25 protein-coding genes are annotated in these 26,955 nt (G+C 70.3%); 12 read left to right on the top strand and 13 right to left on the bottom strand.

Annotation, left to right across the window (positions count from 1 at the left end):
* Positions 1-106 precede the first annotated feature (106 nt).
* Positions 107-1,309: an amino acid deaminase/aldolase gene (locus ACFVYE_RS06220; protein ID WP_389604322.1), complete on the top strand. Its 1,203-nt coding sequence runs from the start codon at positions 107-109 to the stop codon at positions 1,307-1,309.
* Positions 1,310-1,311: 2 nt separating this feature from the next.
* Here ACFVYE_RS06220 and ACFVYE_RS06215 read toward each other — a convergent pair whose 3' ends face one another.
* The 4 genes from ACFVYE_RS06215 to ACFVYE_RS06200 all read right to left on the bottom strand — a co-directional run bounded on the left by ACFVYE_RS06215 (position 1,312) and on the right by ACFVYE_RS06200 (position 5,866).
* Positions 1,312-2,250, bottom strand: a complete 939-nt coding sequence (locus tag ACFVYE_RS06215) for a DUF2510 domain-containing protein (RefSeq protein WP_389604320.1) — start codon at positions 2,248-2,250, stop codon at positions 1,312-1,314.
* Between the two features lie 62 nt (positions 2,251-2,312).
* Positions 2,313-3,104 carry a 3-oxoacyl-ACP reductase gene (locus tag ACFVYE_RS06210; protein ID WP_383963846.1) on the bottom strand — a complete coding sequence of 264 codons (792 nt, stop codon included), beginning with the start codon at positions 3,102-3,104 and terminating at the stop codon, positions 2,313-2,315.
* 6 nt (positions 3,105-3,110) lie between these two features.
* Positions 3,111-4,490 (bottom strand): aldehyde dehydrogenase family protein, encoded by a 1,380-nt coding sequence (locus ACFVYE_RS06205; protein ID WP_389604318.1) that lies wholly within the window; start codon positions 4,488-4,490, stop codon positions 3,111-3,113.
* 8 nt (positions 4,491-4,498) lie between these two features.
* Positions 4,499-5,866, bottom strand: a complete 1,368-nt coding sequence (locus ACFVYE_RS06200) for a glutamine synthetase family protein (protein WP_383963840.1) — start codon at positions 5,864-5,866, stop codon at positions 4,499-4,501.
* A 107-nt stretch (positions 5,867-5,973) separates the two neighbouring features.
* Between ACFVYE_RS06200 and ACFVYE_RS06195 the strand changes: the two genes are divergently transcribed.
* On the top strand, positions 5,974-6,669 hold the full coding sequence (locus tag ACFVYE_RS06195) for a FadR/GntR family transcriptional regulator (RefSeq protein WP_383963868.1): 696 nt from the start codon (positions 5,974-5,976) through the stop codon (positions 6,667-6,669).
* Positions 6,670-6,789: 120 nt separating this feature from the next.
* Positions 6,790-7,560: a gamma-glutamyl-gamma-aminobutyrate hydrolase family protein gene (locus ACFVYE_RS06190; protein ID WP_389604316.1), complete on the top strand. Its 771-nt coding sequence runs from the start codon at positions 6,790-6,792 to the stop codon at positions 7,558-7,560.
* Positions 7,561-7,644: 84 nt separating this feature from the next.
* On the opposite strand, the gene ACFVYE_RS06185 is transcribed toward ACFVYE_RS06190, so the two are convergent.
* Entirely contained in the window at positions 7,645-8,568 is a 924-nt protein-coding gene (locus tag ACFVYE_RS06185; RefSeq protein WP_383963834.1) for a LysR family transcriptional regulator, read from the bottom strand.
* Between the two features lie 70 nt (positions 8,569-8,638).
* On the opposite strand from ACFVYE_RS06185, the gene ACFVYE_RS06180 reads away from it, so the two are divergent.
* On the top strand, positions 8,639-9,790 hold the full coding sequence (locus tag ACFVYE_RS06180) for a TDT family transporter (protein WP_383963832.1): 1,152 nt from the start codon (positions 8,639-8,641) through the stop codon (positions 9,788-9,790).
* On the opposite strand, the gene ACFVYE_RS06175 is transcribed toward ACFVYE_RS06180, so the two are convergent.
* The 4 genes from ACFVYE_RS06175 to ACFVYE_RS06160 form a co-directional block, all read right to left on the bottom strand.
* Positions 9,729-10,436 (bottom strand): helical backbone metal receptor, encoded by a 708-nt coding sequence (locus tag ACFVYE_RS06175; protein ID WP_389604314.1) that lies wholly within the window; start codon positions 10,434-10,436, stop codon positions 9,729-9,731. The genes ACFVYE_RS06180 and ACFVYE_RS06175 overlap by 62 nt on opposite strands.
* A 15-nt stretch (positions 10,437-10,451) precedes the next feature.
* Positions 10,452-10,997, bottom strand: a complete 546-nt coding sequence (locus ACFVYE_RS06170; protein WP_383963825.1) for a helix-turn-helix domain-containing protein — start codon at positions 10,995-10,997, stop codon at positions 10,452-10,454.
* 161 nt (positions 10,998-11,158) lie between these two features.
* Entirely contained in the window at positions 11,159-13,792 is a 2,634-nt protein-coding gene (locus ACFVYE_RS06165) for an ABC transporter permease/substrate binding protein (RefSeq protein WP_389604311.1), read from the bottom strand.
* Positions 13,785-14,849, bottom strand: a complete 1,065-nt coding sequence (locus tag ACFVYE_RS06160) for a glycine betaine/L-proline ABC transporter ATP-binding protein (RefSeq protein WP_389604309.1) — start codon at positions 14,847-14,849, stop codon at positions 13,785-13,787. Before ACFVYE_RS06160 ends, ACFVYE_RS06165 begins: the two co-directional genes overlap by 8 nt.
* 334 nt (positions 14,850-15,183) lie before the next feature.
* Here ACFVYE_RS06160 and ACFVYE_RS06155 point away from each other — a divergent pair, with 334 nt between their 5' ends.
* Both ACFVYE_RS06155 and ACFVYE_RS06150 read left to right on the top strand, forming a co-directional pair.
* A complete protein-coding gene (locus ACFVYE_RS06155; protein ID WP_389604458.1) occupies positions 15,184-16,092 on the top strand; it encodes a 5'-3' exonuclease H3TH domain-containing protein in 909 nt (302 codons plus the stop codon).
* Positions 16,093-16,138: 46 nt separating this feature from the next.
* Positions 16,139-16,981 carry a siderophore-interacting protein gene (locus tag ACFVYE_RS06150; protein WP_383963818.1) on the top strand — a complete coding sequence of 281 codons (843 nt, stop codon included), beginning with the start codon at positions 16,139-16,141 and terminating at the stop codon, positions 16,979-16,981.
* Between the two features lie 63 nt (positions 16,982-17,044).
* Here the strand turns inward: ACFVYE_RS06150 and ACFVYE_RS06145 are convergent, their stop codons facing one another.
* A complete protein-coding gene (locus ACFVYE_RS06145) occupies positions 17,045-17,722 on the bottom strand; it encodes a MerR family transcriptional regulator (protein WP_389604307.1) in 678 nt (225 codons plus the stop codon).
* 155 nt (positions 17,723-17,877) lie between these two features.
* Between ACFVYE_RS06145 and ACFVYE_RS06140 the strand changes: the two genes are divergently transcribed.
* Positions 17,878-18,807: a hypothetical protein gene (locus ACFVYE_RS06140; RefSeq protein ID WP_389604456.1), complete on the top strand. Its 930-nt coding sequence runs from the start codon at positions 17,878-17,880 to the stop codon at positions 18,805-18,807.
* Positions 18,804-19,274 (top strand): ABA4-like family protein, encoded by a 471-nt coding sequence (locus ACFVYE_RS06135; protein WP_383963809.1) that lies wholly within the window; start codon positions 18,804-18,806, stop codon positions 19,272-19,274. The genes ACFVYE_RS06140 and ACFVYE_RS06135 overlap by 4 nt, the downstream gene beginning before the upstream one ends.
* Before the next feature lie 9 nt (positions 19,275-19,283).
* Here ACFVYE_RS06135 and ACFVYE_RS06130 read toward each other — a convergent pair whose 3' ends face one another.
* The 3 genes from ACFVYE_RS06130 to ACFVYE_RS06120 all read right to left on the bottom strand — a co-directional run bounded on the left by ACFVYE_RS06130 (position 19,284) and on the right by ACFVYE_RS06120 (position 21,951).
* The gene (locus tag ACFVYE_RS06130; RefSeq protein WP_383963807.1) at positions 19,284-20,063 is read right to left on the bottom strand and encodes an ABC transporter permease; all 780 of its coding nucleotides are present in this window, start codon (positions 20,061-20,063) and stop codon (positions 19,284-19,286) included.
* Positions 20,060-21,073 (bottom strand): ABC transporter ATP-binding protein, encoded by a 1,014-nt coding sequence (locus tag ACFVYE_RS06125; RefSeq protein ID WP_389604304.1) that lies wholly within the window; start codon positions 21,071-21,073, stop codon positions 20,060-20,062. Before ACFVYE_RS06125 ends, ACFVYE_RS06130 begins: the two co-directional genes overlap by 4 nt.
* Before the next feature lie 215 nt (positions 21,074-21,288).
* A complete protein-coding gene (locus ACFVYE_RS06120; protein ID WP_389604302.1) occupies positions 21,289-21,951 on the bottom strand; it encodes a PadR family transcriptional regulator in 663 nt (220 codons plus the stop codon).
* Positions 21,952-22,140: 189 nt separating this feature from the next.
* Between ACFVYE_RS06120 and ACFVYE_RS06115 the strand changes: the two genes are divergently transcribed.
* From ACFVYE_RS06115 to ACFVYE_RS06100, 4 genes are all read left to right on the top strand, one after another.
* Positions 22,141-22,725, top strand: a complete 585-nt coding sequence (locus ACFVYE_RS06115; RefSeq protein WP_383963799.1) for a sigma-70 family RNA polymerase sigma factor — start codon at positions 22,141-22,143, stop codon at positions 22,723-22,725.
* A complete protein-coding gene (locus tag ACFVYE_RS06110; RefSeq protein ID WP_383963796.1) occupies positions 22,722-23,516 on the top strand; it encodes an anti-sigma factor domain-containing protein in 795 nt (264 codons plus the stop codon). Before ACFVYE_RS06115 ends, ACFVYE_RS06110 begins: the two co-directional genes overlap by 4 nt.
* Before the next feature lie 115 nt (positions 23,517-23,631).
* Complete coding sequence (locus ACFVYE_RS06105; RefSeq protein ID WP_383963793.1) at positions 23,632-24,996, top strand: cryptochrome/photolyase family protein; 1,365 nt, start codon at positions 23,632-23,634, stop codon at positions 24,994-24,996.
* A 270-nt stretch (positions 24,997-25,266) separates the two neighbouring features.
* Positions 25,267-26,895, top strand: a complete 1,629-nt coding sequence (locus ACFVYE_RS06100) for a molybdopterin-dependent oxidoreductase (protein ID WP_383963790.1) — start codon at positions 25,267-25,269, stop codon at positions 26,893-26,895.
* Positions 26,896-26,955: the final 60 nt, after the last annotated feature.

Below are 26,955 nucleotides of genomic sequence, written 5' to 3'. Positions count from 1 at the left end.
TCTACGGGGTGGAACGGCCCCGGTGGGAGCGGGACGCCCTGCCCCTGGACGATCTGCGCAGATCGTCCCCCTACCCAGCGGTACGGCCTTCTGGCAAGCTGCCGCCATGACTGCCCGCGCCGCTGACCGGACCCGCTACGACCGGGCCACCGCCCATCTGGACGCCCCGATCGCCATCGTCGATCTGGATGCGTTCGATGCGAATGCCGACGACCTCGTCCGCCGGGCCGCAGGAAAGCCGATCCGGGTGGCGAGCAAGTCCGTGCGCTGCCGGGCCCTGCTGGAGCGGGTGCTCGCGCGGCCCGGGTTCGCCGGGATCATGTCGTTCACACTGGCCGAGTCGCTGTGGCTGGCGCGGGCCGGTTTCGACGATGTACTGCTGGCCTATCCGTCGGCCGACCGGTCCGCCTTCGCGGAGCTGGCCGCCGATCCGAAGCTGGCCGCCGCCGTGACGGTGATGGTGGACGATCACGCACAGCTGGAACTGATCGACGCGGCACGGGCCGGTGGCCGCGAGGAGATCCGGGTCTGTCTGGAGCTGGACACCTCACTGCAACTGCTCGGCGGACGGGTCAGGATCGGCGCCCTGCGTTCACCGCTGCGCTCCCCCGCCCAACTGGCCGAACTGGCACGCTCGGTGGCGCGCAGGCCCGGCTTCCGACTGGTGGGTCTGATGGCGTACGAGGGTCATATCGCCGGGGTCGGGGATTCGGTCGAGGGACGGCCGCTGCGCTCCAGGGCGATCCGGCTGCTGCAGGCCGCGGGCCGCAAGGAGCTGGCCGCCCGGCGGGCCGACGTCGTGCGGGCGGTACGGGCGGTCGCGCCGGAACTGGAGTTCGTGAACGGCGGCGGCACCGGCAGTGTGCAGCACACCGCGGCGGAGCGCGCGGTGACCGAGATCGCGGCCGGATCGGGGCTCTACGTACCGCGGCTGTTCGACAACTACACGTCGTTCACGGCGCGTCCGGCGGCACTGTTCGCCCAGCCGGTGGTGCGCCGGCCGGGTGTGGGTGTGGTGACGGTCCTCGGTGGCGGCTATCCGGCGTCCGGGCCCGCGGGTGCGGACCGGCTGCCCGTCCCGTATCTGCCGGAAGGACTGCGCTACGACCCGCAGGAGGGGCCGGGCGAGGTGCAGACCCCGCTGCTCGGTGCCCCGGCCGACGATCTGCTGATCGGCGACAAGGTGTGGTTCCGGCACGCGAAGGCCGGTGAACTGTGCGAACGCTTCGACGAGTTGCAGCTGATCGAGGGTGACCGGGTGACGGCGGCCGTGCCGACGTACCGCGGCGAGGGCCGCACGTTCCTCTGAGCTCAGGGAGCCACGGAGCTGCCCACGCCGCCGCTCGTCCCGCTGTCGTCGATCGGCCGGATCGCCTCGGTGATGGTGTCCATGAGGGAGAGCGGCGGGCCGTCGGGCCCCGCGTCGAAGGCGTAGCGCACGACGATCAGTGATTCGCTGCCGACCGTCGACGGAAAGACGAGCGACTGCACATAGCCGCCGGGGCCCTTGCCGGTGGTGACCCGCCAGCGCACCTGGTGGCCGGTGCGCCCGGCGACGCTCACGGACGCGGATGCGAGCTGTCTGTGGGACGTGATGCCGCCGTGGATCCGGTCGCCGACGATGTCCTCCTCGTACGCGCTGTCGGCGGCGGTGGTGATGTCCCGCTTGGCGAGCTCCTCGGCGGATGTGATGTCCGTGCCGCTCGCGGTGCGGGTGGTCACCGTGCCGTGGTAGCAGAAGTCGGAGGAGTCGCCGGGGCAGTTGTAGGAGTCGACGGTCCGCATGGTGAGGGCCTCTTCGCCGGTGCTCTCGGGCTTCTCCCAGCCGTCGGGGATCGGCAGCGTGATGCCGTTGAGCTGATCGACGAGGACCTCGGGGTCGCCTTCGGCCGGTGACCCGCTCGGCGACGGGGAGTCCCGGTCCGCGGTGGGGAGCGGCGCGGAACTGCTCGGCCCGGCCTTCGGCTGCGTGCCGCCGTCACCCCTGCCCAGCAGTACGGCTCCGGTGACGGCTGCGCCGACGACGACCAGTGCGGCCACGGCGAGCGCGACGATCCGGGTGCCGCCACCGGTCGCCGCACTGCCGCTGCCGTCCCCGTACGCATTCGCGACCGGCTCGGGCGGCCCGAACTGCTGGGGTACGGAGGTGATCGGGCGGGTATGCGCGGTCCATGCCGTACCGTCCCACCACCGCTCGGTGCCCGGTGTCGCGGCGTCCGGATACCAGCCGGGCGGTGTCGCGTTGCTCATCCCACCACTTTAGGATTCCGCCGCCCACGGGACCCCGGCGAACCCCTGTCGGCGGTGGAACTCTAGAGCGGTGTGACGTACGCCCCGGAGATACCGCCGTCGACAAGGAAGTCGGTGGCGTTGACGAACGAGGAGTCGTCGCTCGCGAGGAAGGCGACGGCTGCCGCGATCTCCGTGGCTTCGGCGAACCGCCCGACCGGGATGTGCACGAGCCTGCGGGCCGCGCGTTCCGGGTCCTTGGCGAACAGCTCCTGGAGCAGCGGGGTGTTGACCGGTCCCGGGCACAGCGCATTGACCCGGATGCCTTCGCGGGCGAACTGCACACCGAGTTCGCGGGACATGGCGAGGACACCGCCCTTGGACGCGGTGTAGGAGATCTGGCTGGTGGCCGCTCCCAGGATCGCGACGAAGGACGCGGTGTTGATGATCGAGCCGCGGCGCTGGCGGCGCATGTAGGGCAGGGCGGCCCTGCAGCAGAGGTAGACGGAGGTGAGGTTGACGTCCTGGACGCGCTTCCATGCCTCCAGTCCCGTGGTGAGGATGGAGTCGTCGTCGGGCGGGGAGATGCCCGCGTTGTTGAAGGCGATGTCGACGGAGCCGTAGGTGTCGAACGCGGTCTTGAAGAGCGCCTCGACCTGTTCGGGGTCGGTGACGTCGACGCGCACGAACGTGCCGCCGACCTCCTCGGCCGCGGCCTTGCCCGCGTTCTCGTCGATGTCGCCGCAGACGACACTGGCGCCCTCCGACGCCAGTCGGCGTGCGGTGGCCAGGCCGATGCCGCTGGCGGCTCCGGTGATGACGGCGGTGCGGCCGACCAGGCGGCGGCAGATGTTCTCGCTGTCGGTGGTGGTCATGCTGGCTCAGGCCTCCGTACTGATGAAGATGTTCTTGGTTTCGGTGAATGCGGCAAGCGCGTCGGGGCCGAGTTCGCGGCCGAGTCCGGACTGTTTGTAGCCGCCGAACGGGGTCCAGTAACGGACGCTGGAGTGGGAGTTGACGGAGAGGTTCCCGGCCCGGACCGACTGCGAGACGCGCAGTGCGCGGCCCACGTCGCGGGTCCAGATCGACCCGGCGAGGCCGTACTCCGTCGCGTTGGCGAGCCGGACGGCGTCGGCCTCGTCCTCGAAGGGAAGAACGACGGCGACCGGCCCGAATACCTCTTCGGTGGCGACGGGTGAGTCCGGGCGGGCGTCGGTGAGGACGGTCGGCGGGAACCAGAAGCCGGGCCCTTCGGGTGCTTTGCCTCTGAGGGCGGTCGCGTCCTCGGGGACGTAGCTTCGCACCCGTTCCAGTTGCGCCCGGGAGATCAGCGGGCCCATCCGGGTGTTCTCGTCGGACGGGTCGCCCACCACGACGGATTCGATCACGGGGGCGAGCAGTTCCAGGAAGCGGTCGTACGCGGATCGCTGGACCAGGATGCGGGTGCGGGCGCAGCAGTCCTGGCCGGCGTTGTCCAGGAATGCCATGGGTGCGGCGGCTGCGGCGGCCTCGATGTCGGCGTCGGCGAAGACGATGTTGGGGCTCTTGCCGCCGAGTTCGAGGGTGATCCGCTTCACGCGGTCGGCACACTTGGCCATGATCTGCTTGCCGACCCGGGTGGAGCCGGTGAAGACGATCTTGGCGACGCCGGGGTGCTCGACCAGGGCGTTGCCGGTCATGTCGCCGGCGCCCGGCAGCACTTGGAGGAGGTGTTCGGGCAACCCTGCGTCCAGGGCGAGCCGGGCCAGCCGCAGGGCGGTGAGCGGGGTCGTCTCGGCGGGCTTGAGGAGCACGGCGTTGCCGGCGGCGAGGGCGGGGGCGAGGCCCCAGGCGGCGATCGGCATGGGGAAGTTCCACGGTGCGATCACACCGATGACGCCGAGGGGTTCGAGGAGGGTGATGTCGAGTCCGCCGGGGACCGGGATCTGCCGGCCGGCGAGTCGTTCCACTCCCCCGGCGGCGTAGTCGAGCAGATCGCGGACGTTGGCCGCTTCCCAGCGGGCGTTGCCGAGGGTGTGGCCGGCCTCCTGGACCTCCAGGCGGGCCAGCTGTTCGGCTTCGCCGTCGACGGCGGTGGCGAAGCGGCGCAGCAGCCTGGCGCGGTCGGCGGGGGCGAGGGCGGCCCAGGTGCGCTGGGCGGCTGCGGCCCGGACGACTGCCGCGTCGACCTCGGCGGCGGTGGTGGACGGGACGGTGGCGAGGAGTTCTTCCGTCGCCGGGTTGAGTACGTGGTGTTCCACCGGGTGGTCGGGCGTGGTCACGGGGTGCCTCACAGGCGTTCGAAGGAGCGGCGGAGCTCCCAGTCGGTCACTGCGGCGTCGAAGGCTTCGAGTTCGACACGGGCCATGTTGCGGTAGTGCGCGACGACGTCGTCGCCGAAGGCCGCCCTGGCGATCTCGCTCCTCTCCCAGAGTCCGGCGGCCTCGCGCAGCGTGGTGGGGACGTGGTCGTAGTCGGCGGTGTAGGCGTTGCTCCCGCACGGCTCGGGGAGTTCGAGGCCCTTCTCGATGCCGTGGATGCCCGCTGCGATCAGTCCGGCGACGGCGAGGTACGGGTTGACGTCACCGCCGGGCAGCCGGTTCTCGAAGCGCATCGAGCGGCCGTGGCCGACGACGCGGAGCGAGCAGGTGCGGTTGTCGTGGCCCCAGGCGACGGCGGTCGGGGCGAAGGAGCCCGGCTGGAAGCGTTTGTAGGAGTTGATGTTCGGCGCGTAGAGGAGGGAGAAATCGCGCAGGGCGGCCAGCTGTCCGGCGAGGAAGTGGCGCATCACCGGTGACATGCCGCCGTCCTCGCCCGCCATGACGCTGTGCCCGGCCTCGTCGGTGGACCGGAGTGAGAGGTGGATGTGGCAGGAGTTGCCCTCGCGCTCGTTGAACTTGGCCATGAAGGTGAGTGCGACGCCCTCCTGGGCGGCGATCTCCTTGGCGCCGGTCTTGTAGACGGCGTGCTGGTCACAGGTGACCAGAGCCTCGTCGTAACGGAACACGATCTCGTGCTGGCCGGGGTTGCACTCGCCCTTCGCGGACTCGACGGTGAGACCCGCGGCGGCCATTTCGTTGCGGATACGGCGCAGCAGCGGCTCCACGCGGCCGGTGCCGAGGACGGAGTAGTCGACGTTGTACTGGTTGGCCGGGGTCAGATCGCGGTAGTTGCGGTCCCAGGCCTGTTCGTAGGTGTCCTTGAAGACGATGAATTCGAGCTCGGTGCCGACATGGGCCGTGTAGCCGTGCTCGGCCAGGCGTTCCAGCTGGCGGCCCAGGATCCGGCGGGGCGCTGCGGCGACGGGCGAGCCGTCCTCCTGGGTGAGGTCGGCCATGACCATGGCCGTGCCCTCGTGCCAGGGCACCAGGCGCAGGGTGGAGAGGTCGGCGTGCATGGCGAAGTCGCCGTAGCCGCGCTCCCAGGAAGACATCTCGAATCCGTCGACGGTGTTCATGTCGGTGTCGACGGCGAGCAGATAGTTGCATCCCTCGGTGCCGTGCTCCACGACCTCGTCGAGGAAGAAGCGGGCAGCGAACCGTTTGCCCTGCAGCCGTCCCTGCATGTCGGGGAAGGCGAGGACGACGGTGTCGACCTCACCGCTTCTGACGAGGACGCGCAGCTCCTCGATCCCCAGCGGTGGTGTTCGGTCTGCCACGGGATATTCCTCCTTCGGTCAGCCGGAAGGCTTAAGGTATGCGAGAGAACCATTAATTGTGAAGGGAACGGGACGTGGCCGAGGAAAGCGAGTTCACCGACCGTCTGATGCCCGTACTGCGGCCCGTCCGGGCGGGGAACGGCTTCGAGGAGGCCCTGGAGCAGATCCTCCAGGTGGTCAGGCTCGGGCTGGTGCCCGGCGGCGGGCGGCTGCCGGCCGAGCGCGAGCTGGCCGAGTTGCTCGGGATCAGCCGGGTCACGCTGCGCGAGGTGCTGAAGGTCCTGCAGGACCAGGGCCTGGTGGAGAGCAGGCGTGGGCGGTACGGCGGCACGTTCGTGCTGCCCCGCACCGGCAGCCCCGGCGAGGACGAGCTGCGCCGGAGGGTGGAGTCGGTCGACATCGAGGACGTGCTGCGCTTCCGCGAGGTGCTGGAGGCCGGGGCGGCGGGACTGTGCGCCGCGCAGGGGCTCACGGACGAGGGTGCGGACCGGCTGCGTACGGCTCTGGCGGCGACTCACGAAGCACCTCTGCCCGACTACCGCAGGCGCGACACCCTGTTCCATCTGACCCTGGCGGAACTCTCCGGCTCCGCATCCCTGACAGCGCAGTACGCGGCCGTCCGGGCCACCGTGAACGACCTGCTGGACTGCATACCGCTGCTCGTGCGGAACCTGGAGCATTCGCAGCATCAGCACACGAGTCTCGTCGAGGCGGTTCTCGACGGGGACGCGGAGGCCGCGCGCGCGGTGATGCGCGAGCACTGTGCGGGTACGGCCGCGCTGTTGCGCGGGTTCCTGGCCTGAACGACGTGCCACCGGCTCCGCCTCGGTGACAGCCTCCCGAAACTTAAAGGTATTCTCTGCCACCATTGAAACCATGGACCGAGCCCGCCCCCACAGGCGGCCGACCGGAGGGACCGCCCCGTGTCCGAACCTCTCATCGGCGTCTCCACCTATCTGGAGCCCGTGGCCCGCTGGGGCGTCTGGGAGCTGCCCGCCACTCTCCTCCCGGCCGCCTACCCGCGGATGGTCCAGCGGTCCGGCGGCCTGGCCGCCCTGCTCCCGCCGGACGCCCCCTCCCGGGCCGGGGCCGCGGTGGCCCGGCTGGACGGCCTCGTCGTCGCGGGCGGCGCCGATGTGGAACCCGGGCTGTACGGCGCGGAGCGCGACTTCAGGACCGGTCCCCCCGCACAGGAGCGCGATGCCTGGGAGCTGGCCCTGATCAGGGCCGCACTGGAGTCCGGTACGCCGCTGCTCGGCATCTGCCGCGGTATGCAGCTGCTCAATGTGGCGCTCGGCGGCACCCTGACCCAGCACCTCGACGGGCACACCGGCCCGCTGGGCTCGACCGGAGTCCTCGGCGCACACCCGGTGAAGACCGTGCCGGGGACGCTCTGCGCATCGATCGTGCCCGGAGAATCAGCCGTCCCCACCTACCACCACCAGTGCGTGCAACGGCTCGCACCGGGACTCGTGGCTTCGGCACACGCGGCGGACGGCACGGTCGAGGCGATCGAATTGCCCAGGCCACAGTGGGTGCTCGGGGTGCAGTGGCATCCGGAGATGGGCGACGACCCACGGCTGATGCAGGCACTGGTGGCGGCATCGACGGCCCGGCTGATCCCGGCCCGTACGCCGTCCGAGGACCTCGCAGCGCCGCGGACCACAGGGGCCCGCGAGCGCTTGCGGCCCTAGGTCCCGGCGGCCTCGGACCGCCGCGGCCTCGAAAGAGGCGTCAGCAGGACGAACCGGCGCGCGGGCCGGACACGATATTCCCCGCTATGTGTCCCGCCCCGTCAGCGACAGCAGATCGCGCGCCGGACCCGTCGGACGGTGGCCCGAGGGCCATACCGCGCGCAACTGGCGCCTCAGCCGCACCCCGGCGATCGGAATCTTGACCAGGCGCCGGGAGGACAGCTCCTCGCCCAGCGCCAGTTCGCTCAGCACGCACGGTCCCGCCCCGCTCTCCGCCGCTCCCTTCACCGCGGTCGTCGAGGAGAGTTCGAGCAGTGGCTGGGCGAGGCCGCCGTGCACGGCGAGGGCCGCGTCCAGGACCTGGCGGGTGCCGGAGCCGTGCTCGCGCAGGATCAGCGGGGTCGCGGCCAGTTCCTGCGGCGTCAGGGGCGTACGGCGGCGGGCCCACGCATGGGACGGGGCGACCACGACAACCAGGCGGTCATGGGCGATGACCGTGCCGTCGAGCCCTTCGGGCACGGACAGGCCCTCCACGAAGCCGAGGTCGGCCTCTCCGACGAGCAGCCGCCCCGCGACCGCCGACGAGTTTCCGGCGAGCAGCGAGACAGCGGTGTCCGGCCGTTCGGCACGCAGCGCTATCAGCCAGCCCGGCAGCAGGTATTCGGCGATGGTCATGGAAGCGGCGACCCGCAGTCGGGAGTCCCGCCGGTCGCGCAGCGCCTGCGCGCCCACGTCGAATGCCTCGGCCGCCTCGACGATCCGGCGCGCCCAGTCGGTGACCAGCGCGCCCGCGTCGGTGAGCCGGGAGCCGCGCGGCGAGCGGTCCAGCAGGGCCAGGCCGAGCTGCCGTTCCATCGACCGGATGCGGCTGCTGGCCGCGGGCTGGCTGACGCCGACGTCCCGTGCCGCGCGCCCCAGGCTGCCGTGCCGGGCGACGGCGAGCAGCAGTTCCAGCGCACCGAGGTCGGGGACCCGGTGGGAGAGGGGTATATGTTCTTCACCGGTCATAAAGCCACCTTATGACCTCATAGACATGGAGTCCCTGGTGGGGCCCGGCCCGCGCCACGAAAATCGTGGCATGGCCATCTTTCCGCAGACGCAGCAGCCCCCAGCCCCGTATTCGGCCGCCCTGCGGCTGCCCCGTCTGCGGTACATGGGCCCCAACTGGTACGCGACCGTCATGGGCACCGCGATCGTCGCGAGCGCGGGTGCCGCGCTGCCCGTGCACGTCCCGGGACTGCGGGGTGCCTGCACGGTGGTGTGGGCGCTCGCGACGGTCATGCTCGCCGCGGTTCTCACAGCCCGTGCCGGGCACTGGATCGCCCATCGCGACCAGGCCCGCACCCATCTGCTCGACCCCGCCGTCGCCCCGTTCTACGGCTGTCTCTCGATGGCGCTGCTGGCGGTCGGCGGCTCGTCGATGGTGGTCGGCCGGGACGTCATCGGGCACCGGGCGGCCCTGTCCGTGGACGTGGTGCTGTACACGGCGGGCACGGTGGTCGGTCTGGCCTCCGCGGTCGCGATTCCGTATCTGATGGTCGTGCGCCACCGGGTGGAGCCCGGCACCGCGTCGCCGGTGTGGCTGCTGCCGGTGGTGGCCCCGATGGTCTCCGCGGCGCTCGGTCCGCTGCTGGTGCCGGAACTGCCCGCCGGTCAGTGGCAGGAGGCGATGCTGCTGGCCTGCTACGCGATGTTCGGTCTGAGCCTGCTGGCCACGCTGGTGATGCTGCCACTGATCTTCGCCCGGCTCGTCCACCAGGGCCCGCTGCCGCTCGCGCTGACGCCCACGCTGTTCCTGGTCCTCGGCCCGCTGGGCCAGTCGACGACCGCGGTCAATCAGCTCGCCGATGTGGCGCCGGGGGCGATCCGGGCGCCGTACGACTCGGGGCTCGGCGTGTTCGCCGTGCTGTACGGGGTGCCGGTGATGGGCTTCGCGCTGCTGTGGCTGGCGCTGGCCGTGGCACTGGTGGTGCGGGCCGTACGGAACGGCATGACCTTCAGCATGACGTGGTGGGGCTTCACCTTCCCGGTCGGTACGTGCGTCACGGGCGCCGCGGGTCTGGCCCGGCACACCGGCCTCACCGCATACACCTGGCTGGCCGTGGCGCTGTACGTGCTGCTGGTGACGGCATGGGCGGTGGCCGGGGTGCGGACGCTGCGCGGACTGCTCAGCGGAGCGCTGCTCGCAGCGCCGCAGGCGCCTGCGCCAGAGACGGCCCGTACCACGTGAGGAACCGCCCGTCGACGAGCGCGGCGGGCAGTGCGGGGAACGCTTCGGGCCCGTCGTCCGCGGTGAAGCGGTACGGCTCGTCGGGCAGGACCACCAGATCGGCGCCCGCCGTGTTGAGTACGTCGAGCGGGATGCGGGGATAGCGCTCGGCATGGTCCGCGTAGACGTTGTCGACGCCCAGCCTGGCCAGCAGATCTCCGGCGAAGGTGTCGCGGCCCAGCACCATCCAGGGCCTGCGCCAGACGGGCACGACCGCACGGCGCGGGGCGCGGGGTGGCGGGAGTGCGGCCCAGGCGGCCTCGGCCTCGTCCAGCCAGCGCGGCCTGGCCTGTCCGCAGGCGGTGACCAGGACCCGTTCCAGTTCCTCGAAGGCCTGGTCGAGGGTCCGGATACCGGTGACGAGCACCTCGATCCCGGCGGCCCTGAGGGCCGCGAGGTCGGGTTCGCGGTTCTCCTCCTCGTTGGCGACGACGAGATCGGGCCGGAGTGCGACGACCGCGGCCACGTCGGGATTCTTGGTGCCGCCGATACGGGCGGCGGTCAGACCGGCCGGATGGGTGCACCAGTCGGTGACGCCGACCAGCAGGCCGGGAGCGGTGACGGCGACGGCCTCGGTGAGCGAAGGGACCAGAGAGACGACTCGCACGGCGGGAAACCCCTCTCAGCGACGCGGGTCGAAGGTGGCGTCGATGTGCTCGGCGACCGCGACGACCAGCAGCCGTGTACCGGGCATCGTGGCCCGCCAGCGGTGCCGCACTCCGCCGGACAGAAAAAGTGTGTCGCCCTGCTCCAGCCGGTGCGCCTGCCCCTCGGCCTCCACCTCCGCGGCGCCCTGCACCACGTACATCACTTCGTCGTTGCGGTGCTGGAACTCACGCCCGAGGTCGAGTTCACCGGTGAACTCCAGGGCGCTGAGCTGATGACGTCCGCGCACCACCCTGCGTACCCCGTCGCCCTCGCCCGCCCGTACGACATCGACGGCGCGCGCCGAGTCCGCGGCGGCGCGCAGCCGCGCCGTGGTGGTCTCCAGGGCTTCTGCGACCCGGTCCAGGGACCGGGCGCTGGGCCGGGCCCGCTCGTTCTCGATCTGGCTGAGGAACGGCACGGACAGACCACTGCGGGTCGCGACCGCGGCCAGTGTGAGCCCCAGGGATCTGCGCCGTCGGCGGACCGCGGCGCCCACGCGGAGTGCTTCCTTGTCGTCCATGTCCGGCTCCCTCCCGACTCGTCATCCTTCCGGCTGCCAGCACAATACGCACACGGTTACGCAAGGTCGGCCGGTTGATGAACGTCTTCCGGACAGCCGGAAGGGGTGGGCCCGCCGACGGCGCGCCCACCCCTTCCCATGCACAGGCCCTGCGGAGAGCCCTACTGCGGAGCCATCTTGTCCGCGATGCCCGGGTTCTTCCCCATCCAGGCCTTCACGGCCTCTTCCTCGTGGCCGGTCCCGTGCTTCTGGATCTGGTTCTCCAGGCCGGCGAGCTGGTCCTCGCTCAGCTTGAAGTTCTTGAACCACTTCGTCAGCTGCGGGTACTGCTCCGGGAAGTCCTTGCTGGCGATGGTGTGCAGCCGGTCGCCGTTGCCGAAGGCCTTCTCGGGGTCCTTCAGCTTGGTCATGCCGAACTCGTTGTACGCCCAGTGCGGCGTCCAGAGCAGCACCGCGATGGGCTCCTTCTTGGCGTACGCGCGCTTCAGCTCGGCCAGCATGCCGGGCGTCGAGGAGTCGACGACCTCGTACTCCTTGTCCAGCCCGTACGTCGGCAGCACGTTCTTCTTGAGGTTCTCCATCGTGGCGGTGCCCGGCTCGATGCCGACGATCCGTCCCTTGAACTGCGAGGACTTGCCCTTGAGGTCGGCGAGGGACTTGACGTCCTTCACGTACGAGGGAACCGCGACCTCGATCGATGTCGGGCCGTACCACGAACCGATGTCGGTCAGCCGGGAGCCGTACTTGTTCCAGTAGTTCTTCTGGGTGTACGGCAGCCAGCCGTCGAACTGCACATCGATCTGGCCGCGGGACATCGCGGTGTACATCGGACCGACCTCGAACTGCTTGAGGTTGATCTTGTAGCCGCGCTCCTCCAGGACCGCCTTCCACAGGTACGTGGCGGCGATGTCCTCCTCCCAGGGGAACCAGGCCATCTCGACGGCGCGGTCCCGCTCGTCCTTGCCGCCCGCGTCCTCGGACGCTTTGTTCCCGGCGACGGGGGTCCACTTGTCGGCGACGCCCGGGTTGGCCTTCAGCCAGGTGCGGACGGCCTCCTGCTCGTTGCCGGAGCCGGCCTTCTGGATCTCTGCCTCAAGGCTGGTGAGCTGGTCCTCGCTCATCTTGAAGTTCTTGAGCCAGGTGCCGACCTCGGGGTTGTCGGCGGAGAAGCCCTTGCGGGCCAGGGTGTGGATGCCGTCGCCCTTGCCCCAGAGGTTCTTGGGGTCCTTGAGCTTGGTCAGTTCGAACTGGTTGTACGCCCAGTGCGGCGACCAGAGCGGGACGACGATCGGTTCCTTCTTGGCGTACGCGCGCTTCAGCTCGGCCAGCATCGACGGCGTGGAGCCGTCGACGACCTTGTACTCCTTGTCCAGGCCGTAGCCCGGCAGGATCTTGTCCTTGAGCAGGCCCATCTCACCGGCGCTCGGCTCGATGCCGACGATCCGGCCCTTGAACTGCGAGGACTTGCCCTTGAGGTCGTCCAGCGACTGGACGTCCTTCATGTACGAGGGGACGGCCAGCTCCAGCGAGGTGGGGCCGTACCAGGAGCCCACGTCCTCCAGGCGGTCCTGGTACTTCTTCCAGTAGCTGGCGTGGGTGACCGGGAGCCAGGAGTCGGTCTCGAAGTCGATCTGGCCGTTGGCCATACCGGTGTAGAGCGCACCGGCCTCGTACTGCTTGACGTCGACCTGGAAGCCTCGCTGCTCCAGCAGCTCCTTCCACAGGAAGGTGGAGGCGATGCCCTCGTCCCACGGGATGTAGCCCATGCTGATCTTCTTGCCCGCACCGATCTTCGAGCCGCCCGCGGTGGTGGCCTCGTCCGAGTCGGACGAGCCGAAGAGGCCCATGCCGCCCGCGACAAGCGCGAGGACGACGATGCCGGCGACCGCGACGACGGGCTGCGGGCGGTGGTTCCAGACCTTCAGTCCGCCGGCCATCGACTGCGCCCTGGCGAGGGCGCGGCGGGCGAGCGGGGAGACCTCGCGGCCGAGCGCGCCGGTCATCCGGTCCAGGTACATCGCCACGATGACGATGGAGATGCCCGCCTCGAAGCCGAGGCCCACGTCGACGTTGCCGATGGCGCGGTAGACGGCGCCGCCGAGGCCGCCGCCGCCGACCATGCCGGCGATGACCACCATGGACAGGCCCAGCATGATGACCTGGTTGATGCCCGCCATGATCGTGGGCAGGGCGAGCGGCAGCTGCACCCGCAGCAGGGTGTTGCGCCGGGTGGTGCCGAATGCTTCGGCCGCCTCGACGAGTTCGCCGTCGACCTGGCGGATGCCGAGCTCGGTCATCCGGACGCCCGGGGGCAGCGAGAAGATGATGGTGGCGATGATGCCGGGGACCACGCCGACGCCGAAGAAGATGACGCCGGGGATCAGATAGACCATGGCGGGCATGGTCTGCATGAAGTCCAGGACGGGCCGGGTCACCGCGCTGACGGTCTTGGAGCGGGACGCCCAGATGCCCAGCGGTACGGCCAGTACCAGCGCGATGATGGTGGCGACGAGCACCAGGGTGAGGGTGTCCATCGCTTCGTCCCACAGCTCGACGGAGTCGATGACGGCGAAGCCGACGAAGGCGAGCACCCCCGCGAGCAGACCGCGCAGCCACCAGGCGATGACGGCGACGATGCCCGCGAAGAGCAGCGGTGCGGGGGCGGAGAGCACGGCGGCTATGCCGTCGAACATGCCGCTGACGATCGAGCTGATCGCGTCGAACAGCCAGGCCAGGTGGGTCTGCAGCCAGTCGACCGCGGAGTCGACCCAGTCACCGAGAGGAAGCCTAAACATTGGCCACCTTCTTCGCGGTGGTCGTGACGTCCTGCGGGGCCTCGGCGGGGCTCATCGGCTCACCGAGGACGGCGAGCAGCCGGGCGCGCGGGACGACACCGACGAGCTCGCCCTTGGCGTCGGTCACGGCGACCGCGACTCCGCTCCGCGAGCAGGGCGTGAAGAGCTCGATGATCGGCGTGGACTCGGTGACGGTGGCCGGGGCGGCCCTGAGGACGTCGTCGGCGGTACGCAGTTCCTCGCCGTTGTCCGTGCTGGTGCCCATGACGGTGTGCGGTTCGGCCATGATGGCGCCCGCGGTCAGCACCCGGGTGCGGTCGACGTCCTGGGTGAAGGAGGCGACGTAGTCGTTGGCCGGGGTGACGAGGATGTCCTCGGCGGTGCCGAGCTGGACGATCTTCCCGTCGCGCATCACGGCGATACGGTCGCCGAGGCGCATGGCCTCGTTGAGGTCGTGGGTGATGAAGACGATGGTCTTCTTCAGGCGCTTCTGCAGTTCGAGCAGCTGATCCTGCATGTCGCGGCGGATCAGCGGGTCGAGCGCGCTGAAGGACTCGTCCATCAGCAGCAGGTCGGCGTCGGTGGCCAGAGCGCGGGCCAGGCCGACACGCTGCTGCATGCCGCCGGACAGCTCGTCGGGCCAGGACTTCTCCCAGCCGGCGAGCCCGGTCATCTCCAGCGCCTCGGCGGCACGCTTCTCACGCTCGGCGCGCGGCACACCCTGCACTTCGAGGCCGTACGCGGCGTTCTCCAGCACGCTCCGGTGAGGGAAGAGCGCGAAGTGCTGGAACACCATGCTGATCTTGGAGGACCGGACATGGCGCAGTTCTGCGGGACTCAGGGCGGTCAGGTCCTGGCCGTCGAACAGCACGCGTCCGGCTGTGGGCTCCAGAAGTCCGTTGAGCATGCGCAGCAACGTGGACTTTCCGGACCCGGACAGACCCATCACGACGAAGATCTGTCCCGGTTCGACGGTGAACGAGGCGTCGATCACCGCTGCGGTCGTTCCGTCGGCGCGCAGCTCGTCGCGGTCGGCGCCGCTTTCGAGCTTCTGCACAGCTTGATCGGGTCGTCTGCCGAACACTTTGTACAAGTGCTCAGCTTGCAGCCTTGACACATACACCTCGCGGGTTGAACCGAAAAACGGTCTGCCACCCCCTCCGGCAGACCGTGGAGCAGCGCGGATTCGGTCCGCATGGCACGTGCACTAGTTGAAACTGCTACGTGATCCGCTCCGGCTGCGCGCCTGCCCCCACTTACACGAGCCAAACACAAGAGTGACCCAGGTCACCCATGAGCGGCCGACGCCGGGGGCTCGCCCCCTCGCTCCGGTGTCCGCGACGGCCGGTGTCGGTGGGGTGCGGCATCATCGGGGTGTGACGCGACGCCTGATGCTCCTCGACACCGCTTCCCTCTACTACCGCGCCTACTTCGGGGTTCCCGATTCGGTGCGCGCCCCGGACGGGACCCCGGTCAACGCCGTCCGCGGGCTGCTCGACTTCATCGGGCGCCTGGTGCAGGACCACCGGCCGGACGACCTGGTCGCCTGCATGGACGCGGACTGGCGGCCGCACTGGCGGGTGGAGCTGATCCCTACGTACAAGGCGCACCGCGTCGCGGTGGAGACCGCCGAGGGGCTGCCCGACGAGGAGGAGACCCCCGACACACTGGCCCCGCAGGTGCCGATCATCGAGGATGTCCTCGATGCGCTCGGCATCGCCCGGGTCGGCGTCGCGGACTACGAGGCGGACGATGTGATCGGCACGCTCACCGGTCTGGCCACCGGCCCCGTGGACATCGTCACCGGCGACCGGGATCTTTATCAGCTGGTCGACGACGCCCGCGGGGTGCGGGTGCTCTATCCCCTGAAGGGGGTCGGCTCGCTCCAGCTGACGGACGAGGCGTGGCTGCGGGAGAAGTACGCAGTGGACGGCTCCGGCTATGTCGATCTGGCCCTGCTGCGCGGCGACCCGAGCGACGGGCTGCCGGGCGTTCCCGGCATCGGCGAGAAGACGGCGGCGAAACTGCTGGACGCCTTCGGCGATCTGGCCGGGATCATGGCCGCGGTGGACGATCCGTCGGCCAAGCTGACGCCCTCGCAGCGCAAGCGCCTCGACGAGGCCCGGGACTATGTGGCCGTCGCGCCGCAGGTGGTCCGCGTCGCCGGTGACGTACCCCTGCCCGAGTTCGACCCCGCGCTGCCCACCGAGCCACGCGATCCCGCCGCCCTCGAAGCTCTCGCGAAGCAGTGGGGGCTGGGCGGTGCCCTGCAACGCCTGCTCTCCACACTGCACGACTGAGGTGCTAGCTTAGGTAAGCCTAAGCAATCGGAGCAGGGAGAACCTCGTGGCAGAACGACCGGCACGGCAGGCACCCAAGGCGCAGGGGGCCCACGTTCTGCGCACCGAGCAGATCACCCCTCACATGGTGCGCGTGGTGCTCGGCGGTGACGGTCTCGCCGGCTTCGGACTCTCCGGGTTCACCGATCACTACGTCAAGCTCTGCTTCGCCCCCGAGGGTGCGGACTACGCGCACCCGTTCGACATGGCCCGCATCCGTGAGGAGCAGCCGCGGGAGCTGTGGCCCACCACCCGCACCTACACGGTGCGCTCCTGGGATCCGGTCGCCCGGGAGCTGGCCATCGACTTCGTGGTCCACGGCGACGAGGGCCTCGCCGGACCCTGGGCGATGCGGGCGGTCGCGGGCGACCAGGTGACCTTCCTCGGCCCCGGCGGGGGCTACGGCCCGGACGCCTCGGCGGACTGGCATCTCCTGGCGGGCGACGAGAGCGCCCTGCCGGCCATCGCCGCCACCCTGGAGCAGATGCCGGCGGGTGCGGTGGTGCACGCGTTCGTCGAGGTGGCGGACGCCTCGGAGGAGCAGAGGATCGTGAGACCCGACGGGGTCGAGGTGACCTGGCTGCACCGCGGTGAGCGCCCGGTCGGCGAGGCGCTGACAGCCGCGGTCAAGGAGCTGGAGTTCCCGGCGGGCGAGGTCCGGGCATTCATCCACGGCGAGGCGGGCTTCGTGAAGGAGATCCGCCGCCATCTGCGCCTGGACCGCAAGATCCCGCTCGCCCAGCTGTCCATCTCCGGCTACTGGCGGCTCGGCCAGAACGACGACGCCTGGCGCTCGGTCAAGCGCGAGTGGAACGCACAGGTGGAGCGCGAGCAGGAGATCGCGGCGTAACACCGGCTCACTCGCGTACGCCCCGGTCCCCGACCGGGGCGTACGTGTTCCCGGGGTGCCGGCTCACCCACCGGCGGCATGCACCGCTGCCCCGTCGCCGCCGCCCGGACGACCCTCGCCGTCGTACGCGCGCGAGGACGCGTCCACATGCGCGAGCCGTCGCAGTGCGCTGAACATCGCCTCCCCCAGCACCGTGCCGACGACCACGCTCTCCACCAGGTCCTCGCGCGCCACCCGCCGCCCCACATAGTCGAGGTCGGCCCGCGCGACCGGTTCGGCGGCGGCCGCGTAGTCGTCGAGCAGCTCGACGAACCCGCCGTGCCCGGCCCGCCGCAGTGCGACGATCACCCCGGCCAGGCACTCGCCGGCCGGACCGTGCGCCTCGGCCCGCCAGCCGCGTCGCTCCACCAGCTCCGCCACGTCTTCGCGGGCGTCGTCCAGCTCGGGCCCCGGCTCGTCCCCCTGCAGCGGAGTGAGTCGCTTCGCCGCGACACCCAGCACCTTGTGCACCGGCTGCTCCGGGTCCTCGACCGCCCGGAGCACATCACCGATGGCCGCGAGCGAGAGCCCGCCGACATCCAGCAGGGCGCGGATCAGCCGCAGTCTGCGCTCATGACCGGAGTCGTAACTCGCCTGGTTCGGGCTGGTCAACTGCCCGGCGGGCAGCAGCCCTTCACGTACATAGAACTTGATCGTCGGTACCGGAACCCCGGACCTGCGACTCAACTCGCCGATGCGCACCGCGTGTTCTTCCTTCCGCGCTTGCCAACCCCCCGACCCATCATAGATAGTTCCACTATCGGATAGCGGTAAGTGCCACTATCCATAATTGCAAAGGGGTCCTCATGCCTTCATGGCGTTCATGGCACCGTCCGTTAGTCCTCTTCGCGGCCACGATGGCCGTCATGGCGGTCGTCTCGGCCGTGGGACTGCTGGTCGACGACCGGGTCCTGGCGGGCTCGGCAATATGGTTCAAGCCGTTCAAGTTCGCGGTCTCGTTCATCGTGTACGCACTCGCACTGGCCTGGATGCTGGCGCTGGTCACCCGCGGCCGGCGCGTCGGCTGGTGGGCCGGAACCGTGGTCGCCCTGGCCTGCCTGGGCGAAATGGCGATCATCACCGGCCAGGTGATCCGCGGGAAGCGCAGCCACTTCAACCACGCCACCCCGTTCGACGAGACGCTGTTCAACACGATGGCCGTCACCGTCGTCGTGCTCTGGACCGGCACACTGGTCATAGCCGTCCTGCTGTTGCGCGCCCGCATAGCCGACCGCGCCACCGCCTGGGCGATCCGCTCGGGCGTGCTGCTCGCCCTGGTGGGTGCCGGATTCGGCTTCCTGATGACGCAGCCCACGCCCGAGCAGCGGGCGGCCGGGAATCTCGACACCGCCGATGTGATCGGCGCGCATTCCGTCGGTGTAGCGGACGGCGGCCCGTCGATGCCCCTCACAGGCTGGTCGACAACGGGCGGGGATCTGCGCATACCGCACTTCGTGGGCATGCACGCGCTCCAACTGCTGCCCCTCTTCCTGCTGGCACTGGTCGCCCTGGCCCCACGCCTCCCCCGACTGCGCGACCCACGGGTCCGGCTGCGGTTGGTGCTGGTCGCCTCCGGTGCGTACGCGGCAGTTGTCGCGCTGGTCACCTGGCAGGCGCTGCGCGGTCAGCCGCTGATCCACCCGGACGGTGCGACGCTCGTCGCCGCGGCCCTGATCGTGACGGCGACCGCCGTCTGCGGCCATGGGGCACTGAGGTCAACCGCCGCACCACAGAAAGCCGATTCAGACTCCGCCTCCGATTTCGCCGACAAGGAGCTCGTGGCATGACCGGTGCACTCTTCGAGATCTCGTTCTTCCTGGCAGCCCCGTTCTGGCTGCTCATGATCCTCGCACCGAACTGGCGTCCCACGGCGCGTATCGCCGCGTCCCCGCTCACCGTCCTGCCGGTGCTTGCGCTCTATCTGGTCATGGCCGTGCCGGTCTTCCCCGAGCTCTGGGACGCGGTCCGCAGTCCCGATATCGACACCTTCCGCGACCTGACGGCCCTGGCGAACGGAGCGGGGGCGATCTGGGCACAGGTCATCGCCTGGGATCTGCTGCTGGGCCAGTGGATGTTCCTGGAAGGACGCCGGCTGGGGATCTCTGCGCCGGTGATGGGGCCACTGCTGGTGCTGACGATTGTGCTGTCACCCTTCGGGCTGCTGATCTTTCTCGTGCTACGGGCGGTGCTGCGGCCGAAGGCCCGGCCCGGGAACGGAATCCCTGACCGGGCCGGTCACGCGTCGCTGCGGTGAGGGCGCCCGTCAGACGGACTTCTGGTAGGAGCGGAACGTACGGGTCGACAGCCAGACCGCCGCCACCGCAAGGACCAGAAGGGCTCCCCCGCGACTGAGCACCAGACTCCGGTCGGGGTCGGCCGTCAGCGCCGAACGACCTGCCACCATCGCCCAGTCGACCGGGTTGAAGTCGGCGATGTGCCGCATCCAGGACGGCATCTGGCTCGGGGCCATGAAGGAGGAGGAGAGGAAGGTCAGCGGCAGCAGCAGAAAGGTGTTGATGCCGATGATCGACTCGCGCTGACGGACCAGCATGCCCAGGGCATTGGAGAGCGCGCCGAAAACCGTACCGAGCAGGATCGAGGCGACGACCAGGATCAGCAGCCCGCCCGCACCGCCCGGGTAAGTGGCCCCGGCGGCCCAGCCGAGCAGCACGATGATGACGGACTGCACAGCGGTACTGATGCCGTTCTGTACGACATTGGCGTTCATCAGCGCGTTGCGGCTGACCGGCGTCGTCAGGAAGCGATTGAGCGTGCCCCGCTCGATCTCCTCCAGGGTGCCCATACCGGCCCACATGCTTGATCCGAGGGCGCTCATCACCACGATGCCCGGGATCAGATAGTCCAGATAGGACGTGGTGCCGAAGCCTCCGAGTTCGACGACCTTCCTGAAGAGGTTGCCGAACAGGAACAGCCAGATCACCGGCTGGATCAGCGAGATCGCCAGGAAGACCGGCTGCCGGATGATCGCCATGAGCTGACGCTGAGTCATGTACCAGGTCTGGGCGAGAACTTGACTGTTCATCGGGTGCCTCCCGCAGAGGTGAGGGCAGGGACCTGCCGGGCGTCCGCTGCTTCGGCCTCGGAGAAACGGCGTCCGGCATAGCGCAGATAGACGTCGTCGAGGGAGGGGCGGGCCACGGTGGCGGCGGCGACCGCCGCACCGGCCCGCTCCAGGGCGGCGAGCAGCACGGGGACGGCCGCGGCGCCGTCCTCGGCGCGGACGCTCACCCGGCGGCCGTCGACCAGCACTTCGTGCACCCCGGGCAGTCCGGCCAGCCCGGCGGTGATCGCCGTGGCATCGCCCTCGGCGCGCAGCTCCATGTGGACGGCGTCGCCCCTGAGTTCACCCTTGAGCTCGTCGGGGGTGCCCTCGACGACGACCCGGCCGCGGTCGACGATCGCGATGCGCTCGGCGAGCCGGTCGGCCTCCTCCAGATAGTGCGTCGTGAGGACGATGGTCAGTCCCTCGTCGCCGGCCAGCCGGGAGATCTCGTCCCACATGGCCGTGCGGGCCTCGGGGTCGAGTCCGGTGGTGGGTTCGTCGAGGAAGAGCACCTCGGGGCGGTGGACCAGGCCGAGCGCCACGTCGAGGCGTCGCTGCATACCACCGGAGTACCCCTTGACCTGGCGCTTCGCGGCGTCGGCGAGGTCGAAGTGGTCCAGCAGTTCATCGGCGCGGCGCTGGACGGCGGCGCCCCGCATCCCGTACAGCCTGCCCTGGAGCAGGAGGTTCTCACGGCCGGTGGCGACGGGGTCGGCGCCGGACTTCTGGGCGACGACGCCGATCGCGCGGCGGACCCGGTCGGGGTGGCGCAGGACGTCGTGTCCGGCGACGGTCGCGGTGCCGGAGTCGGGGCGGGCCAGGGTGGTGAGGATCTTGACGGTGGTGGACTTTCCGGCGCCGTTCGGGCCGAGGAGTCCGAAGACCGTGCCGGCATCGACGTCGAGGTCCATGCCGCCCAGTGCGGTGACATCGCCGGGATAGGTCTTGGTCAGATTTCGCGCCGCTACTGCGGGCGCACGGGTGCTCATGACAGAGCTCTCCTGTGGTCAGCGGGGTGCTCGGGTCCACCGAGCACTCGGGTATGCCGAGCCGATCCGCGTGAAGAGCGCCGGGCTATCCTGGGTGTGCCGCACCTCGATCGCCTGGCTAAGCCCTCACGGCATGGCCGGTCCGGGGTTCGAGACCCCGGCGATTGCTGCTCCAACAGCTCCCGCCGGGGTCCTTTTCTGTGGTGCCGCTTCTGCTACGCCTTCCACCCGGGGTCGAGGACGATCTCCTGTTGATCCAAGTCCTTCCAGTCCTGCGGGACTTCACCGGATTCATGGAAGGACTTCCACTCCGCGATGCCACTGATCGAGGCGTCGGTGAGTTCCTTGCGGAAGTTCTTGATCCACTCCAGCTGCGCGTCGATCATGTGGAGCTGATACTCGGTCTCGACGACGAAGACACGGGGCAGCTTCTCCCCCAGTTGACCGAGGACCCCCCGGAGAGCCGCGGCCTGGACCGCCAGCGCCGCCTCCCGGGTCTCCATCAGCTCCGCCACATCCTCCGGCGGCAGCACCGGCAGAAGCGAGAGGGCCGTCTCGAAGACCGGGTACTCGACGGCCGGAACGGCGAGCAGATCGGAGAGCCAGTCGAGCATTTCAGCACGCCCGGCCTCGGTGATGCCGTAGAGCGTGCGCTCGGGGCGGTTGCCCTGCCGCTGGACGCCCGCGACCTCGACGTAACCGTGCTTCTCCAGGTTCTGGACGACGGTGTACAGCGAGCCGAAATTGATCTTGACGCTGTGTTCCTTGCCGCGTCGGCGAAGCGTCTGGGCGATCTCGTACGGATGCATGGAACGCTCGGCGAGCAGCACCATGACCGTCAGCGCCAGTGGATTGCCGAGCTTGCGCCGCTTGGCCACCCGCCCCACCGCCCTTCACTCCGCTTTCGAATACTCGTGTGCGAACATATCGCGTTCACCCGGACGCGTCAACCGCGATGTATCGCGAATTTCGGGATGCGTGGAAGGATCTCGCGCACTGACCAATCCGTGCTGCCGTCGGCTCCGGATCACTCGGAGAACCGATGTGCGATCAGGGAGGAAGCCCGCGTGAAAGAAGCCGTGTACATCAGCGGAGCGCCCTCGGCGGCGCCCGATCTCCAGGAGCTGCTGGGACTGGTCGCCCGGGGCGACCAGGATGCCTTCGCCAAGGTGTACGACGCGGTCAGCGGGCCCGTCCTCGGGCTGGTACGGAGCGTGCTGCGCGATCCCGCCCAGTCGGAGGAGGTCGCGCAGGAAGTCCTGGTCGAGGTGTGGCGGACGGCCCCTCGCTTCCGGGCCTCCCGCGGCAGCGCGATGAGCTGGGTGCTGACGCTTGCTCACCGCCGGGCCGTGGACCGGGTGCGCTCGGCCGGGGCATCGGCGGCCCGTGAGCACAGGGCGGCGCTGCTGGACCGTACGCCCGCCTTCGACGAGGTCGTCGAGCAGGTGGAGAGCCGGCTGGAGCGCGAACAGGTCCGCCGCTGCATGCGGACGCTCTCCGAGCTGCAACGGCAGTCCGTGACCCTCGCCTACTACCGGGGGCTGACCTACCGCGAAGTGTCGGAGCTGCTCTCCGTACCGCTCGGGACGATCAAGACACGACTGCGCGACGGGCTGATCCGGCTGCGCGACTGCCTCGGGGTGAGCGCATGAGCAACGCCGAACTGCACACGCTGACCGGGGCATACGCCCTGCACGCGCTGCCGGACACCGAACGGGTGGACTTCGAACGGCATCTCGGCGACTGCGAGGCCTGCACCGTCGAAGTGCGCGAGCTGTCCGAGACCGCCACCCGACTCGGCTTCGCGGTGGCCGAGCCCTCACCGCGAGGGCTGCGGGACAGGGTGCTGCGGGAGATCACGACCGTACGGCAGGAGTCGCCGTCGGGCGCCGGCCGGGGCCGCTCGGGCGCGGCATCCCAGGGCGACAGCACAACGGTGCGGGGCGCCGGCGGTACGGGGCTGGGCGGCCGGTGGCCGAGGTACGCGCTCGCCGTCTGTCTCGCCGCCGCCGTCGGATTCGGCGGGATCGCCGTCCGGCAGCACCGGGCGGCCCAGGACGCCCGGCAGGAGGTGCGGGCGGCTCAGCAGCAGAACGAGCAGCTGGCCCGGGTCCTTGCCGCTCCGGACGCCAAGACCTCCTCCGGCACGATGAAGGGCGGCGCGAAGGGAACGGTCGTGGTCTCGCGGAGTGAGAACCGGGCCGTGTTCATGGCCTCTGGGATGTGGCAGCCGCCCAGCGGCTGGGTGTATCAGCTGTGGTTCGACGACCACGGCACCATGCGTTCCGCCGGGCTGACGAACACCCCGGCCGCGAGCGACGCCGTCCTGCTGGACGGCCCGGTCGACGGTGCGTCGGGCATAGGCATCACGATGGAACCGGCCGGTGGCTCCGCGCGGCCGACGTCCGCGCCGCTGGCGCTGATGAACTTTCCGCCGGCATGACCGGGGCCGCTCCGCCGGGCGGACTTGCCCGGCGGACCGCGTTCGCCGGGCAGAGCCGGGACAACCCGTTGCGCGGGGACAGAATGACCGACGCAGGGAAGGGCGCGCCGCCTCCATGACCGTCTCCGTGGCACTGTTCACCTCCGACCTGCGGGTGCACGACAATCCGGTGCTGCGGGCCGCGGTGCGGGACGCGGATGCCGTCGTTCCGCTGTTCGTGCGCGACAAGGGCATCCACCGGGCCGGCTTCGACGCGCCGAACCGGCGGGCGTTCCTCGCGGACTGCCTCGCCGACCTCGACGCGGGGCTGCGCCGCCGCGGCGGACGGCTCGTCGTCCGGGACGCCGACGTCGTGGCCGCTGCCCGTGCCGTGGCCGTGGAGACCGGCGCGCGGAGCCTGCACATCGCCGGCGGGGTGAGCGGGTACGCGATGCACCGCGAGGCGCGACTGCATACGGCTCTGGCAGCCGTCGGCTGCGCCCTGCACGTCCACGACGCAGTGGTCACCGCGCTCGCCCCGGGCCGGGTCGTCCCGGCGGGCCGTGATCACTTCGCGGTGTTCACCCCGTACTTCCGCCGTTGGCAGGCGGCGGGAGTACGGGGAACACTCACCGCGCCACGCACGGTGCGGCTGCCGGACGGCGTGAAGTCCGGGCCGTTGCCGGAACGGGCGGAGGTGACCGGGGTCTCCCCCGGGCTCGCCGGGGGCGGCGAGTCGGCCGGACGCCGGCTGCTGTCGTCCTGGCTGCACGGCCCCCTGGCCGACTACGAGAGCGGTCACGACGATCTGGCCGGTGACGCGACCTCCAGACTCTCCCCGTACCTCCACTTCGGCTGTCTCTCGGCGGCCGAAGTGATCAACCGGGCGAGGCAGCGGGGCGGACCGGGCGCCGACGCGTTTGTACGGCAACTGGCGTGGCGGGACTTCCATCACCAGGTGCTCGCCGCACGACCGGACACCGCCTGGGAGGACTACCGCACACGGCACGACCGCTGGCGGTCCGACGAGGACGAGATCGAGGCCTGGCGCGCGGGGCGCACAGGCTATCCGCTGGTCGACGCGGCGATGCGACAGCTGGCGTACGAGGGCTGGATGCACAACCGGGGCCGGATGCTCGCGGCCTGCTTCCTCACCAAGACGCTGTACGCGGACTGGCGGGTGGGCGCCCGGCACTTCCTGGACCTGCTGGTCGACGGCGACCTGGCGAACAATCAGCTCAACTGGCAGTGGATGGCGGGTACCGGCACCGACACCCGCCCCAACCGGGTCCTGAACCCGGTGATCCAGGGCAAGCGGTTCGATCCGCGCGGCGCCTACGTGCGCCGCTGGGTGCCGGAGCTTGCGGAACTGGCGAACGGCGAGATCCATGAGCCGTGGAAACTGACCGGTCCGCGCAGGGCCGCGATCGACTACCCGGATCCGCTCGTCGACCTGGCAGAGGCACGGGCCCGGTTCGAACGGGCACGCGGCCTGGACTGACGGCGCGATTCCGCCGATCAGCAGGAAGCTCACCGGCGGCGGTGTCGCCGGCGTCGCCGCGACCGCGACCGGCGCGGCCATGCGTCGCCGCTGCCCTGTCATGCCCGTCCCTCCGGTCGCAGGCACCGACCGGCCCCCTGCCGTTTCCGGCGCTTCCGGATGCCTCTCGGCCGTGATTCGTCACAGGTGCCGTCCCGGATCGACCGAAAAAACTCGCACCCGATCGAGTGACAGACCAATCCGTCCGGCGCGGGGCGACGAATCCCGGTTGTGAGTGAAGATCGAGACGATTCGCGGCAAACCGGGGCCACGCGTTCCCGGCGATCGGGCTGGGCGCGCGCCGCCCTCGCCGCGCTCAGTGGTCTGATCGCCGGGTTCTGCGCCCTGGCGGTCGCCGAGTTGGTCGCGGCTGTCGTACGTCCCGAGGCAGGCCCGGTCACGGCAGTGGGCAGTGCGGTGATCGACCGCACGCCCCCGGCCGTGAGGGACTTCGCCGTACGGAACTTCGGCACCGCCGACAAGCTGGTGCTCCAGCTCGGGATCCTGATCCTGCTGGCGCTCTTCGCCATGGCGGTCGGGGTGCTGGCGCTGCGGCACCGGCGGCTCGGTTCGGCTGCCGTCCTGGTCTTCGGTCTGGTCGGGGCAGTGGCGGCGGCAGGGCATCCGGAGGGCGCGCCTGCCGACGCGCTGCCTTCGGTGGTGGGTGCCGTGGTGGCCGCAGGAGTGCTGTATCTCCTGGTCGGACGGCTCACACCCGCTCTTCGTCCCTCTCCCGCGGCCGGGGAGAGGGACGAAGAGGCGAACGGCGTCTTCGACCGCCGTGGTTTCGTGGTCGCGGCGACCGCCGCGGCGGTGGCCTCCGCCGGCGCGGGAGTCCTGGGGCGGCGGCTCACGTCCTCCGTCCAGGCCGGAGCCTCCGCTTCACGTCATGACCTGGTCCTCCCGGTACCCCGTTCCGCCGCACCGGCGGTCCCGGCGGGCGCCGATCTGAGGATCCGGGGGCTGAGCTCGTTCATCACTCCGAACAAGGACTTCTACCGGGTGGATACGGCTCTGGTCGTGCCACGCGTCGATGCCGGCAGATGGCAGCTGAAGATCCATGGCAAGGGTGTGACACGGCCCGTCACTGTCGGCTTCCACGACCTGCTGCGGAGGGAGGTCATCGAGCGCGACATCACGTTGACCTGCGTGTCCAACGAGGTCGGTGGCCCTTACGTCGGCAACGCCAGGTGGCTCGGCGTACGACTGGCCGATCTGTTGCGCGATGCCGGGGTGCGCCCCCCGTCGAAGGGCGGGCCCGCCGACCAGATCGTGGCGCGTTCCGTGGACGGCATGACGATCGGCACACCGGTCGAGACGGTCATGGACGGGCGCGACGCGATGCTCGCTTTCGGCATGAACGGCGAGCCGCTGCCCTTCGAGCACGGCTTCCCGGTCCGGATGGTCGTTCCCGGCCTGTACGGATACGTGTCCGCCTGCAAGTGGATCAAGGACATCGAACTCACCACGTTCGATGCCTACGACGCCTACTGGGTCGAACGGAGCTGGTCCCAGGAGGCACCGGTCAAGACCGAGTCGCGGATCGACACCCCCCGTCCGTTCGCCTCCCCGAAGGCCGGCACGGTGCCGGTGGCCGGGGTGGCCTGGGCCCAGCACCGCGGTATCTCCCGGGTTGAGGTCCGGGTGGACGGCGGGGAGTGGCACACGGCACGGCTGGCTGCCGCGGACACCCAGGACACCTGGCGCCAGTGGGTGTGGGAGTGGCCCGCCGCATCCGGCCATCACACCCTTGAGGTCCGCGCAACCGACGGAACCGGCGCCACCCAGACCGGCGATCGCACAGGCACCGTGCCCAACGGTGCGACCGGCTGGCACTCGGTGGTGGTCGACGTGCCCTGAACCGGGGCAGACCGAGCCGGGCCTCACCCCGACCGCACCACCGCTCCACGGAGCGCGGCC

Origin of the sequence: Streptomyces sp. NPDC058239, from assembly GCF_042882185.1 — a bacterium.
Classification (GTDB): domain Bacteria; phylum Actinomycetota; class Actinomycetes; order Streptomycetales; family Streptomycetaceae; genus Streptomyces.
The sequence above is the reverse complement of the archived record's forward strand: the minus strand, read 5'-3'. Positions and strand labels throughout refer to the sequence as shown.

Bases quoted from the DNA above. Each gene is read 5' to 3' on its own strand.
- ACFVYE_RS06220 (WP_389604322.1), top strand. From the start codon at position 107: ATGACTGCCCGCGCCGCTGACCGGACCCGCTACGACCGGGCCACCGCC.
- ACFVYE_RS06215 (WP_389604320.1), bottom strand. From the start codon at position 2,250: ATGAGCAACGCGACACCGCCCGGCTGGTATCCGGACGCCGCGACACCG.
- ACFVYE_RS06210 (WP_383963846.1), bottom strand. From the start codon at position 3,104: ATGACCACCACCGACAGCGAGAACATCTGCCGCCGCCTGGTCGGCCGC.
- ACFVYE_RS06195 (WP_383963868.1), top strand. From the start codon at position 5,974: ATGCCCGTACTGCGGCCCGTCCGGGCGGGGAACGGCTTCGAGGAGGCC.
- ACFVYE_RS06185 (WP_383963834.1), bottom strand. From the start codon at position 8,568: ATGACCGGTGAAGAACATATACCCCTCTCCCACCGGGTCCCCGACCTC.
- ACFVYE_RS06180 (WP_383963832.1), top strand. From the start codon at position 8,639: ATGGCCATCTTTCCGCAGACGCAGCAGCCCCCAGCCCCGTATTCGGCC.
- ACFVYE_RS06170 (WP_383963825.1), bottom strand. From the start codon at position 10,997: ATGGACGACAAGGAAGCACTCCGCGTGGGCGCCGCGGTCCGCCGACGG.
- ACFVYE_RS06165 (WP_389604311.1), bottom strand. From the start codon at position 13,792: ATGTTTAGGCTTCCTCTCGGTGACTGGGTCGACTCCGCGGTCGACTGG.
- ACFVYE_RS06155 (WP_389604458.1), top strand. From the start codon at position 15,184: ATGCTCCTCGACACCGCTTCCCTCTACTACCGCGCCTACTTCGGGGTT.
- ACFVYE_RS06140 (WP_389604456.1), top strand. From the start codon at position 17,878: ATGGCCGTCATGGCGGTCGTCTCGGCCGTGGGACTGCTGGTCGACGAC.
- ACFVYE_RS06135 (WP_383963809.1), top strand. From the start codon at position 18,804: ATGACCGGTGCACTCTTCGAGATCTCGTTCTTCCTGGCAGCCCCGTTC.
- ACFVYE_RS06130 (WP_383963807.1), bottom strand. From the start codon at position 20,063: ATGAACAGTCAAGTTCTCGCCCAGACCTGGTACATGACTCAGCGTCAG.
- ACFVYE_RS06125 (WP_389604304.1), bottom strand. From the start codon at position 21,073: ATGAGCACCCGTGCGCCCGCAGTAGCGGCGCGAAATCTGACCAAGACC.
- ACFVYE_RS06110 (WP_383963796.1), top strand. From the start codon at position 22,722: ATGAGCAACGCCGAACTGCACACGCTGACCGGGGCATACGCCCTGCAC.
- ACFVYE_RS06105 (WP_383963793.1), top strand. From the start codon at position 23,632: ATGACCGTCTCCGTGGCACTGTTCACCTCCGACCTGCGGGTGCACGAC.